This window comes from Polynucleobacter sp. GWA2_45_21, from assembly GCF_001830325.1.
Classification (GTDB): domain Bacteria; phylum Pseudomonadota; class Gammaproteobacteria; order Burkholderiales; family Burkholderiaceae; genus Polynucleobacter.
Window position 1 is genome coordinate 373,463 of the sequence record NZ_MHZG01000001.1, and the last position, 14,100, is coordinate 387,562.

Consider the following 14,100-nt stretch of genomic DNA (forward strand, 5'->3'; position numbering starts at 1 on the left):
CTTTCTGCCTTTTTCTTTGATGCTGAGAGTTTCAGACGTTTAAAGCACCCTATCTTCTCTTGAGGAAGAAAACCAATACATCGCCCTCGGTAGTACTGGAAAGTAATTCATTGCCAGTCTGTTTTGCAAAGGCAGGAAAGTCATTTGCCGCACCTGAGTCAGTAGCCTTGACTTTCAGGACTTGACCAGATTGCATTGTGGCTAAAGCCTTCTTAGTACGTAAGATCGGCAAAGGGCAATTCATGCCAATGGCATCGACCTCGAGATCAAATTCAATGGGATTACTCACTTAGAGGCCACCCAATCTTTCACACCAGCTAATGCCGCGCCCAACTTGCTTGGGTCAGTACCGCCAGCCATCGCCATCTCTGGTTTGCCGCCACCCTTGCCACCAACCTGCTGGGCAACAAAGTTCACCAAGTCACCCGCTTTAACTTTGGCAATCGAATCTGCAGTCACGCCAGCAATGAGGCTGACCTTATCACCCTGCACAGAAGCCAAGACAATTGCGGCTGTTTTCAATTTCGCCTTTAAGGCATCCATGGTTTCGCGAAGTACTTGCGCGTCTGCACCATCCAAACGAGCGGCTAAGACCTTGATACCGTTGACATCAATTGCTTGTGTCGCCAATTCATCACCTTGGCTTGCAGCAAGCTTGGAATTCACTTTATCCAACTCACGCTCGGCTTGACGTAGGCTTTCTTGGAGTTGAGCAACACGATTTACTAAATCACCTGGATGGGTTTTTAAGATTGTTGCTGCTTCGTTGATCTTATCTTCCATGCCTTGCAAGAAGTTCAAAGCGTTTCTGCCAGTGACCGCTTCAACACGGCGAATACCTGCAGCAACACCACCCTCAGAAACAATCTTCAAGCTACCGATATCCCCAGTACGACCAACGTGGGTACCACCACAGAGCTCTTTAGAGCTACCGATTTCTAGAACGCGGACCTCGTCGCCATACTTCTCACCAAAGAGCATCATGGCGCCCGTTTTTTGCGCATCATCCAAAGACATTACTTTTCCGGAGGTCGCAGTATTAGCAAGGATCTCCGCATTCACAATATCTTCTATGCGACGAATCTCTGCTGCAGTAATAGGTGCATTGTGAGTAAAGTCAAAACGGGTTTTACTGGCATCCACCAAAGAACCCTTTTGCTGCACATGATCACCCAAGACTTCACGCAACGCTTTATGCAGGATATGCGTAGCACTGTGGTTGCGCATCGTTTCAGTTCTTTGTTCAATATCTACCAAGGCATTGATTGCATCGCCCACCTTGAGCTCGCCTTCTTGCACTTCACCTTGATGACCAAACACATCAGCCTGAATCTTGAAGGTATCTTCCACTGCGAAACGCACTGCCTCATTGCGCAACTCACCCTTATCACCAACCTGTCCACCAGATTCAGCATAGAAAGGGGTGTTATCTAATACGATCACGGCGGCATCACCAGCCTTGACAGACTGCACGGCTGAGCCATCAACGTAGAGTGCTGTTACTTTAGCGCCCTCATGCTTCAGAGTGTCATAGCCATGAAACTGGGTTGGTTTGCCGGAGTATTCCAGGCCTTGTGCCACTTTGAACTTGCCGGCTGCTCTTGCTTGATCGCGCTGCTTTTGCATCGCTAATTCAAAGCCTTCTGCATCAACTGTCACGTCACGCTCACGGCAAACATCGGCAGTTAAATCCAATGGGAAACCGAATGTATCGTGCAAACGGAAAGCAGTTTCACCATCAACCGTCTTCGCACCGCCTGCAAGCGCACCTTCCAAAATCTCCATACCGTTAGCGATTGTCTGGAAGAAGCGCTCTTCTTCCTGCTTAATCACATCACTTACTTTGTCCTTGGCAGCTTGTAACTCTGGATAAGAAAGCCCCATCTCTTTTACGAGGGCGGGAACAAGTTGATAGAAAAACGGTTTACGTGCACCCAACTTGTAGCCATGACGAATTGCGCGGCGCGTAATACGGCGCAGGACATAGCCGCGCCCAGCATTACCTGGGATCACACCATCCACCACAATAAAACTACATGCACGAATATGATCAGCAATCACCTTCAGTGAAGGGCTGTCAATATCGCAATTTCCGCCGCCAGCTGCATCAACTGCTTCTTTAGCAGCCTTGAGCAAATTCACAAAGAGATCAATCTCATAGTTGGAATGCACGTGCTGCAATACTGCTGCAATACGCTCCAAGCCCATACCAGTATCGACGCTAGGCTTAGGCAAGGGATGCATATTGCCCGCTTCGTCGCGGTTGAACTGCATGAACACGTTATTCCAGATCTCAATATAGCGATCACCATCCTCATCAGGGCTTCCTGGAGGGCCACCAGCAATATGCGGGCCATGGTCATAGAAGATCTCGGTACAAGGACCACAAGGACCGGTGTCACCCATCATCCAGAAATTATCTGAAGCGTAACGCGCTCCCTTGTTATCGCCGATGCGAATAATGCGCTCAGCTGGTACACCAATTTGCTTATTCCAAATCTCATAAGCTTCGTCATCTTCCGCATACACGGTGACAAGTAGCTTTTCTTCTGGAAGCTTAAAGACCTCGGTAAGTAATTCCCAAGCAAATTGGATTGCATCCTTCTTAAAGTAATCCCCAAAAGAGAAGTTACCCAGCATTTCAAAGAAGGTGTGATGACGGGCTGTATAGCCAACGTTATCTAGGTCATTATGTTTGCCACCCGCACGGATGCATTTTTGAGCAGTGGTTGCGCGGTTATAGGGACGCTTATCAAAACCCAAAAAGACGTCCTTAAACTGGTTCATCCCCGCATTTGTAAATAACAGGGTTGGGTCATCCCCTGGCACTACCGGGCTGGAGGCGACAATTTGATGGCCTTTTTGGGCGAAGAAGTCCAGGTATGCCTGGCGAATTTGGGAGACTTTCATGCGAATAATTATCGCATTGGCACTAGTCGGGGGCAAACCCTAGGCAAAGCGCCCTAATCCTGCCTTACAATCCTCCTACATTAATAAATAGATCGGCATTTGAGCCGATATAAGGAGCTCAACTTGAAAATTCGCAATCAACGGGATTTTGGCGCTGGAATCATGTACATGGTGATCGGCCTTTTCTTTGCAGGCATCGCTACTACCTATTCTTTGGGCACCGCGGCCAAGATGGGGCCTGGATATTTCCCGCTTGCCCTGGGAATACTCATGTTTTTATTGGGTTTACTTGTACTCGTTACCTCATTGAGGGCTAGTGCAGCTATAGACCAAATCCCCAAATTTAATTGGCGGGTGATCGGCATTATTACCGGATCAATTTGTCTTTTTGGCATTTTGTTACCAACCATGGGAGTTTTGGTAGCGATTTTTGCCCTGGTTTTTGCATCCTCCACAGCCAGCAAGGAATTTAGCTGGAAAGCAGCTACCCTGAATTCTATTGTGCTGATGGGATTTACTTACCTGGTGTTTATCGTTGGCCTTAAGCTCACGTTCCCAGTTTTACCGTTCTTTTTCGAATAATCACCGGGAACCTGAAAAATGGAATTATTTAATAATCTCGCTCTCGGCTTTGATACCGCGTTTACCCTTCAAAATTTAATGTATTGCTTTATTGGCTGCCTATTGGGCACGCTAATTGGCGTACTCCCAGGCCTAGGCCCTGTAGCTACTATTGCTATGTTGCTCCCAGCAACCTATGCACTGCCTCCAATTGCAGCCTTGATTATGTTGGCCGGTATTTATTACGGCTCACAGTACGGCGGGTCTACTACTGCAATTTTACTCAACATCCCTGGGGAAACGTCCTCGGTGGTGACGGCGATTGATGGCTACCAAATGGCCAAAAATGGGCGTGGTGGTGTTGCTTTATTTACTGCCGGTATGGGTTCATTCTTTGCTGGTTGCGTAGCTACTTTAGTTTTAGCCGCTTTTGCCGCACCACTCTCTGAATTAGCATTTAAGTTTGGTCCAGCCGAATACTTCTCCCTGATGGTTTTAGGATTAATTGGTGCAGTTGTGTTGGCTTCAGGATCTTTGATCAAAGCGATCGGCATGATCATCCTGGGTCTCTTGATGGGCTTGATCGGTACCGACGTGAACTCTGGCGTTGCTCGTTACTCCTTTGACATCCCACAATTAAGCGATGGTATTGGCTTTGTTAGTGTGGCTATGGGCGTATTTGGCTTTGCTGAAATCATGGGCAATTTGGAGAAAAAAGATGATGAAGAGGGCTTCCTCAACAAAGTCACCTCCATGATTCCTACCAAAAACGATATTAAGCGCATGGTTCCATCCATCCTGCGCGGCACTACTATTGGCTCTATTTTGGGAATTCTGCCAGGTGGTGGCGCAGCTCTAGCCGCCTTTGGTGCTTACTCAGTTGAGAAGAAATCCTCAAAATACACCCACGAATTCGGTAAGGGTGCTATTGAGGGTGTTGCGGGTCCAGAAGCAGCCAATAATGCTGCAGCTCAAACCTCTTTCATTCCATTGCTCACTTTGGGTATTCCGCCAAATGCAGTGATGGCTCTGATGGTTGGAGCGATGACTATTCATAACATTCAACCTGGTCCACAAGTGATGACTAGCAACCCAGCCCTGTTCTGGGGTCTGATTGCGTCCATGTGGATTGGTAACGTGATGTTGATTCTCTTGAACTTGCCTCTCATTGGTATCTGGGTAAAGCTCTTGAAGATCCCTTACCGCTTGATGTATCCAGCCATTCTGGTCTTCTGCTGTATTGGCGTTTACACCGTCAACAACTCCGTATTTGACGTTTACGTAACTGCTGGTTTCGGTTTAGTTGGTTACCTCTTCTTCAAACTCGGCTGCGAACCTGCTCCATTACTCCTTGGCTTCGTACTCGGGCCAATGATGGAAGAGAACTTCCGTCGCGCTTTGTTATTGTCACGCGGTGATTTCACAACCTTCTTTACGCGCCCACTATCTCTGAGCCTGCTCATTGCAGCGGCTCTCTTGGTAGTGATCGTAGCCCTCCCGTCGGTTAAGAAAACCCGTGAAGAGGCTTTTGTAGAGGAATAATTCCCGAAAGCTTCCCAGAAACGAGCCCGCAGTAGTTTGCGGGCTTTTTTCTTTCTGGGCGGGGGTTTTCTCTACAATGGGCGCATGTCCCAAGATAGCAAACCCTCTAAAGTTCCTGCCAGCGCGCTTGCTGAGCCTTCTAACTTTTTGCGCCAGATCATTGACCATGATTTGGCGAGTGGCGCCTATCAGAACCGCAGTAGCCGTGATGGCCAAGCTATCCCCTCCATCATTACGCGCTTTCCCCCTGAGCCCAACGGCTACCTTCATATTGGTCACGCCAAAAGTATTTGCTTGAACTTTGGCTTAGCTGCTGATTACAACAATCAAGCAGGTGGCGCCCGATGCAATATGCGTCTGGATGACACCAATCCAGTTAAAGAAGATATTGAATACGCCGATAGTATTTTGGATGCGGTCAAATGGCTTGGCTTTGATTGGGGATCACACCTGTATCACGCGAGTGATTACTTTGATCAGCTTTATGAGTTTGCAGAAATTCTGATTCAGAATGGCAAAGCCTATGTCGATAGTCAAAGCGCGGATGATATTCATACCAATCGCGGCAACTTTGGCCAAGCAGGAAAAAATAGTCCTTATCGCGATCGCACTCCAGATGAGAATCTCGCTTTATTCCGCGAGATGCGTGATGGCAAATACAAAGATGGCGAACATGTTCTACGTCTAAAAATTGATATGGCGCATCCTAATATTGTGATGCGTGATCCTGTGGTCTATCGCATTCGTCATACCGATCACCACCGGACTGGCAGTAAGTGGTGTATCTACCCTTTATATGATTTCACGCACTGTATTTCCGATGCACTGGAAAATGTCTCACACTCGATCTGCACTTTGGAGTTTGAAAATAATCGCCCGCTCTACGATTGGATTGTTGCCTCACTAGCAGAACTGGGGATCTTCAAAAATCCAGTGCCACATCAGTATGAATTTGCCCGCCTTAACTTAACTTACACCATCACTAGCAAACGTAAGTTGCTGCAATTAGTCGAAGAAAAACATGTTGATGGCTGGGATGACCCGCGAATGCCAACCATCGTCGGCATTCGTCGCAGAGGCTATACACCAGAGAGTATTCGCTTGTTCTGCGAGCGCATCGGGGTTTCTAAAGCGGATAGCTGGATCGACATGAGCACGCTGGATCAAGCCTTGCGTGATGATCTTGAAGCCAAGGCACCACGTGCCACAGCGGTTCTGAAGCCACTCAAACTCGTCATTGAAAATTTTGATGCCTCTGCAAGTGAACCTTGCTCAGCACCGCGCCATCCTCAGCACCCTCAATGGGGCAATCGAGAATTTCATTTCACAAAAGAATTGTGGATTGAGGAAGATGACTTTATGAAAGAGCCCATCAAGGGATTCTTCAGACTCTATCCACCAATCGGTGATCAGCCCGGTGGACGCGTGCGTTTGCGCCATGGATTTGTGATTGAGTGCACTGGCTTTGAAGTAGACGCCAATGGCAATGTGATTCAAGTGAACGCGACTCACTTCCCAGATAGTAAGAGCGGTACTCCTGGTTCAAACAATTACAAGGTCAAGGGCAATATTCATTGGGTCAGCGCAGCTGAGGCTGTGCCTGCGCAAGTGCGTCTCTATGATCATCTGTTTAATGATCCACATCCAGATAGTGGTGATAAGAATTTCCTTGATGCGATTAACCCAAGCTCTAAGCAAACGATTACTGCCTACTTAGAGCCTTGCATGAAAGATGCTAAAGCAGAAGATCGCTTCCAGTTTGAGCGCCACGGTTACTTTGTGGCGGACCAAAGCGATTCTAAGCCGGGTCAGCCTGTATTTAATCGTACGGTTGGTCTTAAGGATTCTTGGAAATAGTTTTCAGAAACTCTGCGACGCTGGGATAGCGTAGCGGAGTTTTTAATTCTGCCAGTCGTGTATTCGTTACGCGCCGAGACTCACGCATAAAAGACCACAGCATGGGAGATACGATCTTCTCCAACTGCGCAGCAGGCATTCTTGGTGGCCGATCTAAGCCAAAGGCATCAGCCACTTCATCAAAGTAATCGCCCATCCTAGTTTCACCGCCGTCACAGGCATTAATGACACGCTGTGGTTTACCGTGATAAACGGCAGCACAAACCAATCTCGCCAAATCATCACTCTGAATATGGTTTGAGTAGGCATCCTCATCTGCGATTAAGGCGGGTGTTCCCGCTTGAATACGCTCAACTGGCAATCGGTCAGCAGCATAAATACCTGGCACACGCAAAATCGTCAGGGCTACACCGTGAGCTGGGGCCCAAAGGCGGAGGCAATTTTCTGCATCCACTCTTCGCGTAGCCCTCTCACTTTGGGGGTTAACAGGGGTCACTTCACTCACCCTGCCACCTGCGTGATCTCCATAAACACCGGTAGTGCTCACATAAATCAAGCGCCCAACAGTATCAGAGCCTTGGGATAAAATTCGGAGAAGGTTGCGAGTTCGGCAATCACGATGACCTGTATTTTGGGGTGGTGCCAGGTGGATCACGGTTTGCGCTAATCCACTTAAACGCCACAAGCTATCGGGCTTATCCAGATCCCCCAAAATCGGAATCGCGCCAACCGCTCTCAACTCCTGAAAACGGGTTTTCTGGGAAGTTAAGGCATATACCCGATGACTTCGGGCAAGCTGCTTGGCAACACGAAGGCCAATGTCGCCGCAGCCAATGATCAGGATTCGAGGTTTACCAAAAGATTGCATAGGTCACATCGTAACGATTTATTGAAAGGAATGAGAGTGTCTTACCAAGTCACGCTCAAGGCGAGCGGCAAACAATTTACCGTCCAGAAGGATCAAACCCTACTTGAAGCAGCGCTCCAACAAGGCATCACGCTCCCGTATGGCTGTAAAAACGGTGCCTGCGGATCCTGTAAGGGCAAGGTTTTAGAAGGCGAGGTGGAGCACGGTCAACATAGTGCTGCCGCCTTAAGCCCTGCTGATGAAGCCGCTGGGGGCACCTTGTTTTGCTGTGCCCATCCTAAGTCAGACCTTTTGATCGAGGCTCGTGAAGTTCAAGGTGCCGGCGATATCGCCATCAGAAAGGTGCCTTGTCGCGTGAATGCGATTACCAAACCAAGCACTGATGTGGCGATTCTCAAACTGCAATTACCAGCTGCCGAGCGCTTTCAATTTCTGGCGGGTCAGTATTTAGAATTCCTCCTCAAAGATGGACAGCGCCGCGCCTACTCCATTGCCAATGCGCCCGATCAAGAGGGGCCTCTCGAGTTACATATTCGCCACTTACCGGGCGGGCTCTTTACCGACTTCGTTTTTGGTGCAAAAGATCCCGCATTAAAAGAAAAAGATATCCTGCGCTTTGAGGGTCCATTAGGTAGCTTCTTCCTCAGAGAGGACTCCAAGAAGCCCATCATTTTTGTTGCGGCAGGCACTGGCTTTGCACCCATCAAATCCATTGTTGAGCAAATGCAGCTCAAAAAGATCCAGCGCCCGATTCATTTGTACTGGGGTGGACGGCGCCCTAGCGACCTCTATTTGGATGAGCTCTGTCAGTCATGGGCAAGAGATATTCCTAATTTCAAGTACATCCCCGTCGTTTCCGATGCACTTCCAGAAGATCAATGGACTGGGCGCACAGGCTTTGTGCATCAAGCCGTGATCGCCGACTATTCTGACCTTAGCCCCTACCAGGTCTATGCCTGCGGCGCCCCTGTCATGGTCAACGCAGCCCGCCAGGACTTTTCTTCTCAGTGCAAGCTACCTGAGGAGGAGTTCTTTGCAGACTCCTTTACCAGCGCAGCTGATCTTGCAACAAGCTAGCCTGCTAAGCGTGATAATAGAAACTTCATTTGATCTCACTTCGCACACGATATGAATAAGCCAGCCCAATCCGTAGATGCCCACTCAGTGATGTTTATTACTCCACGACCAGAAGTGATGATGGTTGAGGGCAAAGGTTCATGGCTCACCGATAACAATGGCAAGCGTTACTTAGACTTCTTGCAAGGCTGGGCTGTGAACTGCCTGGGTCATAGCAACCCAGGAATGATTGAAGCGCTCAATGCTCAAGCAAAGAAACTGATTAACCCGAGTCCAGCGTTCTATAACGAACCAATGATTCGCCTCTCCAATCTTCTAACTGAGAACAGCTGCTTTAACAAAGTATTTTTTGCCAATAGTGGCGCTGAAGCAAATGAAGGTGCTATCAAGCTGGCTCGTAAATGGGGTCAACTGAATAAACCAGGTGCCTTTGAAATCATCACCTTTGATCACAGCTTTCATGGTCGTACCTTAGCGACCATGAGCGCATCTGGCAAGCCAGGTTGGGACACCATGTTTGCCCCGCAAGTTCCCGGCTTTCCAAAAGCAGATTTGAATGACTTGGACTCTGTCAGAAAACTAGTCACTGACAAAACAGTTGCAGTCATGCTCGAGCCAGTTCAAGGCGAAGGTGGCGTGATCCCCACTACGAAAGAATTTATGCAAAGCCTGCGTAAATTCACTAAAGAAAACAATATTCTGTTGATCGTGGATGAAGTACAAGCCGGCTGTGGGCGCACTGGAAAACTCTTTGCCTATCAACATTACGGCATCGAACCAGACATCATGACCTTAGGCAAAGGTATTGGTGGTGGCGTTCCCCTGGCCGCGCTAATGGCAACTGATGCAGTTGCATGCTTCGTTCCAGGCGATCAGGGCGGCACCTATAACGGCAACCCACTCATGACCGCAGTAGGCATTAGTGTGATCGAACAGTTATTAGCTCCAGGATTCTTGGATGCAGTCCGCGCAAAGGGTGAACTACTTAGCAAAGAGTTGTTTTCTATCTCTGCAGAATTTAATCTGAATGGTGAACGTGGTGAAGGCTTATTGCGCGCCCTCATGCTGAGCAGTGATGTTGGCGCCAAGTTAGTTGAACTTGCTCGCGATAGAGGTCCAGAAGGATTGTTGATCAACTCACCAAGGCCAAATCTCCTGCGCTTTATGCCTGCACTCAATGTATCCGATGATGAAATCCGTCAGATGTGCAACATCTTGAGAGAGCTCCTAAAGCAGGTGACCTAAAAGTATCTAGATGGAATGTAATAAAGGAGCCTTAGGCTCCTTTATTGTTTATGGCTAGCCAACTAAATTCTTTGGTAGCGAGAACGTGACATCCTCCACAACGCCCTCCAAGTTGCGAATGGAGCGTGGGCCAAATTCTTGAATCTTTTCCACAATCGAGAGCGCTAAGCTCTCTGGCGCTGACGCACCTGCAGTAAGGCCAACACGTTTCTTGCCCGCAAACCATTCAGCTTGAAGCTGTCCGGGTGCATCAACCATGTAAGCTGGTACACCGAGTTTTTCAGCTAATTCACGCAAGCGATTCGAGTTCGAGCTTGCCTTGCTTCCCACCACAATAACTACCTCAACCTGAGGTGCCATAAATTTCACAGCATCTTGTCGGTTCTGAGTGGCATAACAAATATCTTGTTTACGCGGCTGAACAATATTCGGAAATTTTTGAGTCAAGGCGTCGACAATTTCTTTCGTCTCATCTACGGAGAGTGTAGTTTGCGTTACAAAAGCAATTTTTTCATTCTCAGTAAAAGGCAAATTCGCAACATCTGCCACCTTTTCGATCAGATGAATGCCTTTGTCTACCTGCCCCATCGTGCCTTCAACTTCGGGGTGTCCTGCATGACCAATCATCAGGACTGTAAAACCATCTTTACACATTTTGACGACCTCAAGATGCACCTTGGTAACCAATGGGCAGGTAGCGTCATATACCTGCAATCCGCGTGCTTCAGCATCTTGGCGCACCTCTTGAGAAACACCATGAGCACTAAATACCACGATGCCGCCTTTGGGAACTTCATGCAACTCATCGACAAATACAGCACCTTTTTCGCGCAGTCCATTGACGACATAGGCGTTGTGAACAATTTCATGACGCACATATATTGGTGCGCCAAAACGAGTCAATGCTTCATTGACAATATTGATGGCACGATCCACGCCCGCGCAAAAACCGCGAGGCTGCGCCATCAAAATTTCTGCTTGGACTTGATTGCTCATCAGTTACAGAATCGCAACGATTTCAGCTTCAAAGGTAACAGGCCTTCCAGCAAGCGGATGATTGAAATCAAACCATGCACCTTCTTCATTAATGGATTGCAGTACCCCGGCATATTGAGCGCCACCAGGCGCATTAAATTCAATCACGTCGCCAGGATTAAATTCCACATCATCATCGCGCCCTTCTTTGAGCGCCCCCAAAGAAACCCACTGAATTAATTCTTCCTTACGCTCACCAAAGCTTTCTTCAGGCGGCAGCAAGGCACTTTTCTTTTCACCCACAGCTAACCCGATCAACACCTTTTCAAAACAAGGCGCAAATTGTCCAGAACCCATCAACACCGTCGCAGGGCGATCAATAAAAGTATTGATGTAATCATCCCCGCTGGGCAAAATCAGCCGATAGTTGAGGGTCAAGAAGGAATTGGGCAAAACCGTAAGCTTAGTCATAAGGTAATTGTATCTAGGCCCGACGCGAGCGTGCACTCGCCGATTACCGATTGGCCAAAAATAGAGCAGCCACGCGAGAAGCTGCGCACCCTTGGAGCGGCAGCCCTAACTGATGCCGAATTACTGGCGATCTTTCTGCGGGTTGGCGTCAAAGGCAAAACCGCTGTGGCCCTAGCTGAAGATCTTCTCCATCATTTTGGCAATTTGCCACGCCTCCTATCCTGCGCTCCAGAAGAATTAACCCAGATTCATGGCATGGGTATTTCCAAATGGTCTCAAATTCAGGCAGCGTACGAGCTCGTCAAGCGCAGTCTTGAGGAATCCCTTTCTCAGGAGTCAGTTTTCTCGTCACCAAGCTATGTCAAAGAGTTCTTGCAAGCCCGATTTGGGCGTCTACCGCATGAAGTCTTTCTTTGCCTATACCTTGACTCCCGCCTACACCTGATTGAGTGTCAGGAGCTCTTTAGGGGCTCCTTGACCCATACAGCTGTCTACCCCCGAGAAATCCTCAAGGAAGCCCTTGCCAGGAATGCTAGCGCCCTTATCGTGGCCCATAACCACCCTAGCGGCAACCCACTGCCCAGCCTTGCCGACCAGGAATTAACCAAAACGCTATCTAAAGCCTTGCAGTTGGTGGATATTCCGCTCCTAGATCACTGCATAGTTAGCGATAGCGGATTTTTCTCATTTTCAGATTCAGGCCTTATGAAAAATGACTTTAATCATAAGTAATCACTAACTTTTTGCTTATTTTTGACCCATATTGGCGGCTAAACCGCTAAATCCTTAAAACTAAAGCGAATTAGGGCTAGATCAAAGTACTCGGAGACTGATACAATCTTCTTTTTTCGCAATTAATGGAGTTATGTCATGGCAAAAGTTTGCCAAGTCACTGGGAAGAAGCCGATGGTTGGCAACAATGTATCCCATGCAAACAATAAAACGAAGCGTCGCTTTTTGCCGAATTTGCAAAACCGTCGTTTCTGGGTTGAATCTGAAAACCGTTGGATTAGCTTGCGCTTAACCAATGCTGGTTTGCGCGTTATCGACAAGAACGGCATTGATGCTGTGTTGTCTGATCTCCGTGCACGTGGCGAAATTTAAGGAGCGCACAAATGGCTAAAGGCGGCAGAGAAAAAATCAAATTAGAGTCATCAGCTGGTACTGGTCACTTCTATACCACTTCAAAAAACAAGCGTACAAAGCCTGAGAAAATGGAGATCATGAAATTCGATCCAACCATTCGCAAGCACGTTGCTTACAAAGAAACAAAGCTCAAGTAATTTATCGATTCGATATTTATTTGCTGCAAATAAAAAACCCGCTACATCAGCGGGTTTTTTATTGTCTTGATTTTCACCAAGATCAAAGTCATGCCATCACCTAAGCGTAACGACGTAATCTCAAAGAGAAGTCACGCAGACTAGATAAACCACTCTCCTCGGCACGCTGACACCATGCATGCAATTGAGAAACCAACTGATCGCCTGTAGCGTTAGAGCGACTCCAGATGGCTTGTAAATCACGACGCATCTCAATCATCTTGCGAAGCTGCGCATTACTTGCCATCAACTCTTCTAGTTTGATTTTTTCTTCCGCAGTCAAACGGGATTCATCTTTACCTAACCAGGTACGCGCATCCTTCAGATGAGCAGCCAACACTTGCATGTGCTGAACTTCATTGCTGAAGAAAGTGCTCAGAGTCTTACTGTAACGGGCCATGATTTCATAACGATTTGCAATGATGGCTTCGAGCGTACCTTGATCGGCGGGGCGTAAGTCACTGAGTACCGGCTTAGGAGATGTCTTCTTCACTTTAGCCAAGCCCACTGCACTCATCATCTGAATGTACATCCAGCCAATGTCAAATTCATACCACTTGCTAGAGAGCTTAGCGCTCGTGGCAAATGTGTGATGGTTGTTATGCAGCTCTTCGCCGCCAATCAAAATACCCCAAGGGAAAATATTTCTAGAGGCATCTTCACAGTCGTAGTTGCGATACCCCCAGTAGTGACCAATACCATTAATAATTCCGGCGGCAGTAATTGGAATCCACAGCATCTGCACTGCCCACACAGTTAAACCAATAGCGCCAAACAAAAACACATCGATGATCAACATCAAGGCAACACCTTGCCAAGAAAACTTGGAATAGACATTGTGCTCGAGCCAATCATCTGGTGTGCCATGACCAAACTTATCTAGAGTCTCTTGATTGTGAGATTCTTTTTTATATAACTCCGCACCGCGAGAAAGCACGGTGTTGATACCGAGAACTTGCGGGCTATGCGGGTCATCAACAGTCTCACACTTGGCATGGTGTTTGCGATGAATGGCTGCCCATTCTTTAGTGACCATCCCGGTAGTTAGCCATAGCCAAAACCGGAAGAAATGGGACATGATCGGATGCAGATCTAAAGCACGATGCGCTTGGCAACGATGCAAGAAGATCGTTACAGCGGCAATCGTAATGTGTGTTGCCACCAAGGTGAAAACAAGAATCTGCCACCATGACCAATCCAAATAGCCATTAGCAAGCCAGTGGAGAAAGACATCAAAACCTGAAGCTGAATTCAAAAGGGTTTCCTTAAGAG

Annotated in this window: 14 protein-coding genes; 8 read left to right on the top strand and 6 right to left on the bottom strand. The window is 47.9% G+C overall.

Going from position 1 to position 14,100, the window contains the following annotated elements:
• Positions 1–49: 49 nt before the first annotated feature.
• Both A2X74_RS01905 and alaS read right to left on the bottom strand, forming a co-directional pair.
• Entirely contained in the window at positions 50–277 is a 228-nt protein-coding gene (locus A2X74_RS01905) for a sulfurtransferase TusA family protein (protein ID WP_293626679.1), read from the bottom strand.
• 8 nt (positions 278–285) lie between these two features.
• A complete protein-coding gene (alaS, locus tag A2X74_RS01910; protein WP_299764196.1) occupies positions 286–2,910 on the bottom strand; it encodes an alanine--tRNA ligase in 2,625 nt (874 codons plus the stop codon).
• 123 nt (positions 2,911–3,033) lie between these two features.
• Here alaS and A2X74_RS01915 point away from each other — a divergent pair, with 123 nt between their 5' ends.
• From A2X74_RS01915 to A2X74_RS01925, 3 genes are all read left to right on the top strand, one after another.
• Entirely contained in the window at positions 3,034–3,492 is a 459-nt protein-coding gene (locus A2X74_RS01915) for a tripartite tricarboxylate transporter TctB family protein (RefSeq protein WP_293628572.1), read from the top strand.
• A gap of 18 nt (positions 3,493–3,510) precedes the next feature.
• Positions 3,511–5,013 carry a tripartite tricarboxylate transporter permease gene (locus A2X74_RS01920; protein WP_293628571.1) on the top strand — a complete coding sequence of 501 codons (1,503 nt, stop codon included), beginning with the start codon at positions 3,511–3,513 and terminating at the stop codon, positions 5,011–5,013.
• A gap of 84 nt (positions 5,014–5,097) precedes the next feature.
• A complete protein-coding gene (locus A2X74_RS01925; RefSeq protein WP_293628570.1) occupies positions 5,098–6,870 on the top strand; it encodes a glutamine--tRNA ligase/YqeY domain fusion protein in 1,773 nt (590 codons plus the stop codon).
• Here A2X74_RS01925 and A2X74_RS01930 read toward each other — a convergent pair.
• Positions 6,851–7,738, bottom strand: coding sequence for an SDR family oxidoreductase (locus A2X74_RS01930; protein ID WP_293628569.1), 888 nt, complete (start codon positions 7,736–7,738; stop codon positions 6,851–6,853). The genes A2X74_RS01925 and A2X74_RS01930 overlap by 20 nt on opposite strands.
• Before the next feature lie 36 nt (positions 7,739–7,774).
• Here A2X74_RS01930 and A2X74_RS01935 point away from each other — a divergent pair, with 36 nt between their 5' ends.
• Together A2X74_RS01935 and A2X74_RS01940 are read left to right on the top strand one after the other, a co-directional pair.
• Complete coding sequence (locus A2X74_RS01935) at positions 7,775–8,815, top strand: CDP-6-deoxy-delta-3,4-glucoseen reductase (protein ID WP_293628568.1); 1,041 nt, start codon at positions 7,775–7,777, stop codon at positions 8,813–8,815.
• 51 nt (positions 8,816–8,866) lie between these two features.
• The gene (locus tag A2X74_RS01940) at positions 8,867–10,060 is read left to right on the top strand and encodes an acetylornithine transaminase (RefSeq protein WP_293628567.1); all 1,194 of its coding nucleotides are present in this window, start codon (positions 8,867–8,869) and stop codon (positions 10,058–10,060) included.
• 54 nt (positions 10,061–10,114) lie between these two features.
• On the opposite strand, the gene ispH is transcribed toward A2X74_RS01940, so the two are convergent.
• Both ispH and A2X74_RS01950 read right to left on the bottom strand, forming a co-directional pair.
• Positions 10,115–11,056, bottom strand: a complete 942-nt coding sequence (ispH, locus tag A2X74_RS01945; protein ID WP_293628566.1) for a 4-hydroxy-3-methylbut-2-enyl diphosphate reductase — start codon at positions 11,054–11,056, stop codon at positions 10,115–10,117.
• A 3-nt stretch (positions 11,057–11,059) separates the two neighbouring features.
• A complete protein-coding gene (locus tag A2X74_RS01950) occupies positions 11,060–11,506 on the bottom strand; it encodes an FKBP-type peptidyl-prolyl cis-trans isomerase (RefSeq protein ID WP_293628565.1) in 447 nt (148 codons plus the stop codon).
• A gap of 30 nt (positions 11,507–11,536) precedes the next feature.
• Here A2X74_RS01950 and radC point away from each other — a divergent pair, with 30 nt between their 5' ends.
• The 3 genes from radC to rpmG all read left to right on the top strand — a co-directional run bounded on the left by radC (position 11,537) and on the right by rpmG (position 12,789).
• Positions 11,537–12,238, top strand: a complete 702-nt coding sequence (gene radC, locus A2X74_RS01955; protein WP_293628564.1) for a DNA repair protein RadC — start codon at positions 11,537–11,539, stop codon at positions 12,236–12,238.
• Between the two features lie 138 nt (positions 12,239–12,376).
• Entirely contained in the window at positions 12,377–12,610 is a 234-nt protein-coding gene (rpmB, locus tag A2X74_RS01960; protein ID WP_011903570.1) for a 50S ribosomal protein L28, read from the top strand.
• Between the two features lie 11 nt (positions 12,611–12,621).
• Complete coding sequence (gene rpmG / locus A2X74_RS01965; protein WP_015421876.1) at positions 12,622–12,789, top strand: 50S ribosomal protein L33; 168 nt, start codon at positions 12,622–12,624, stop codon at positions 12,787–12,789.
• A gap of 100 nt (positions 12,790–12,889) precedes the next feature.
• Here the strand turns inward: rpmG and A2X74_RS01970 are convergent, their stop codons facing one another.
• Positions 12,890–14,083 (bottom strand): acyl-CoA desaturase, encoded by a 1,194-nt coding sequence (locus A2X74_RS01970; RefSeq protein ID WP_293628563.1) that lies wholly within the window; start codon positions 14,081–14,083, stop codon positions 12,890–12,892.
• Positions 14,084–14,100: the final 17 nt, after the last annotated feature.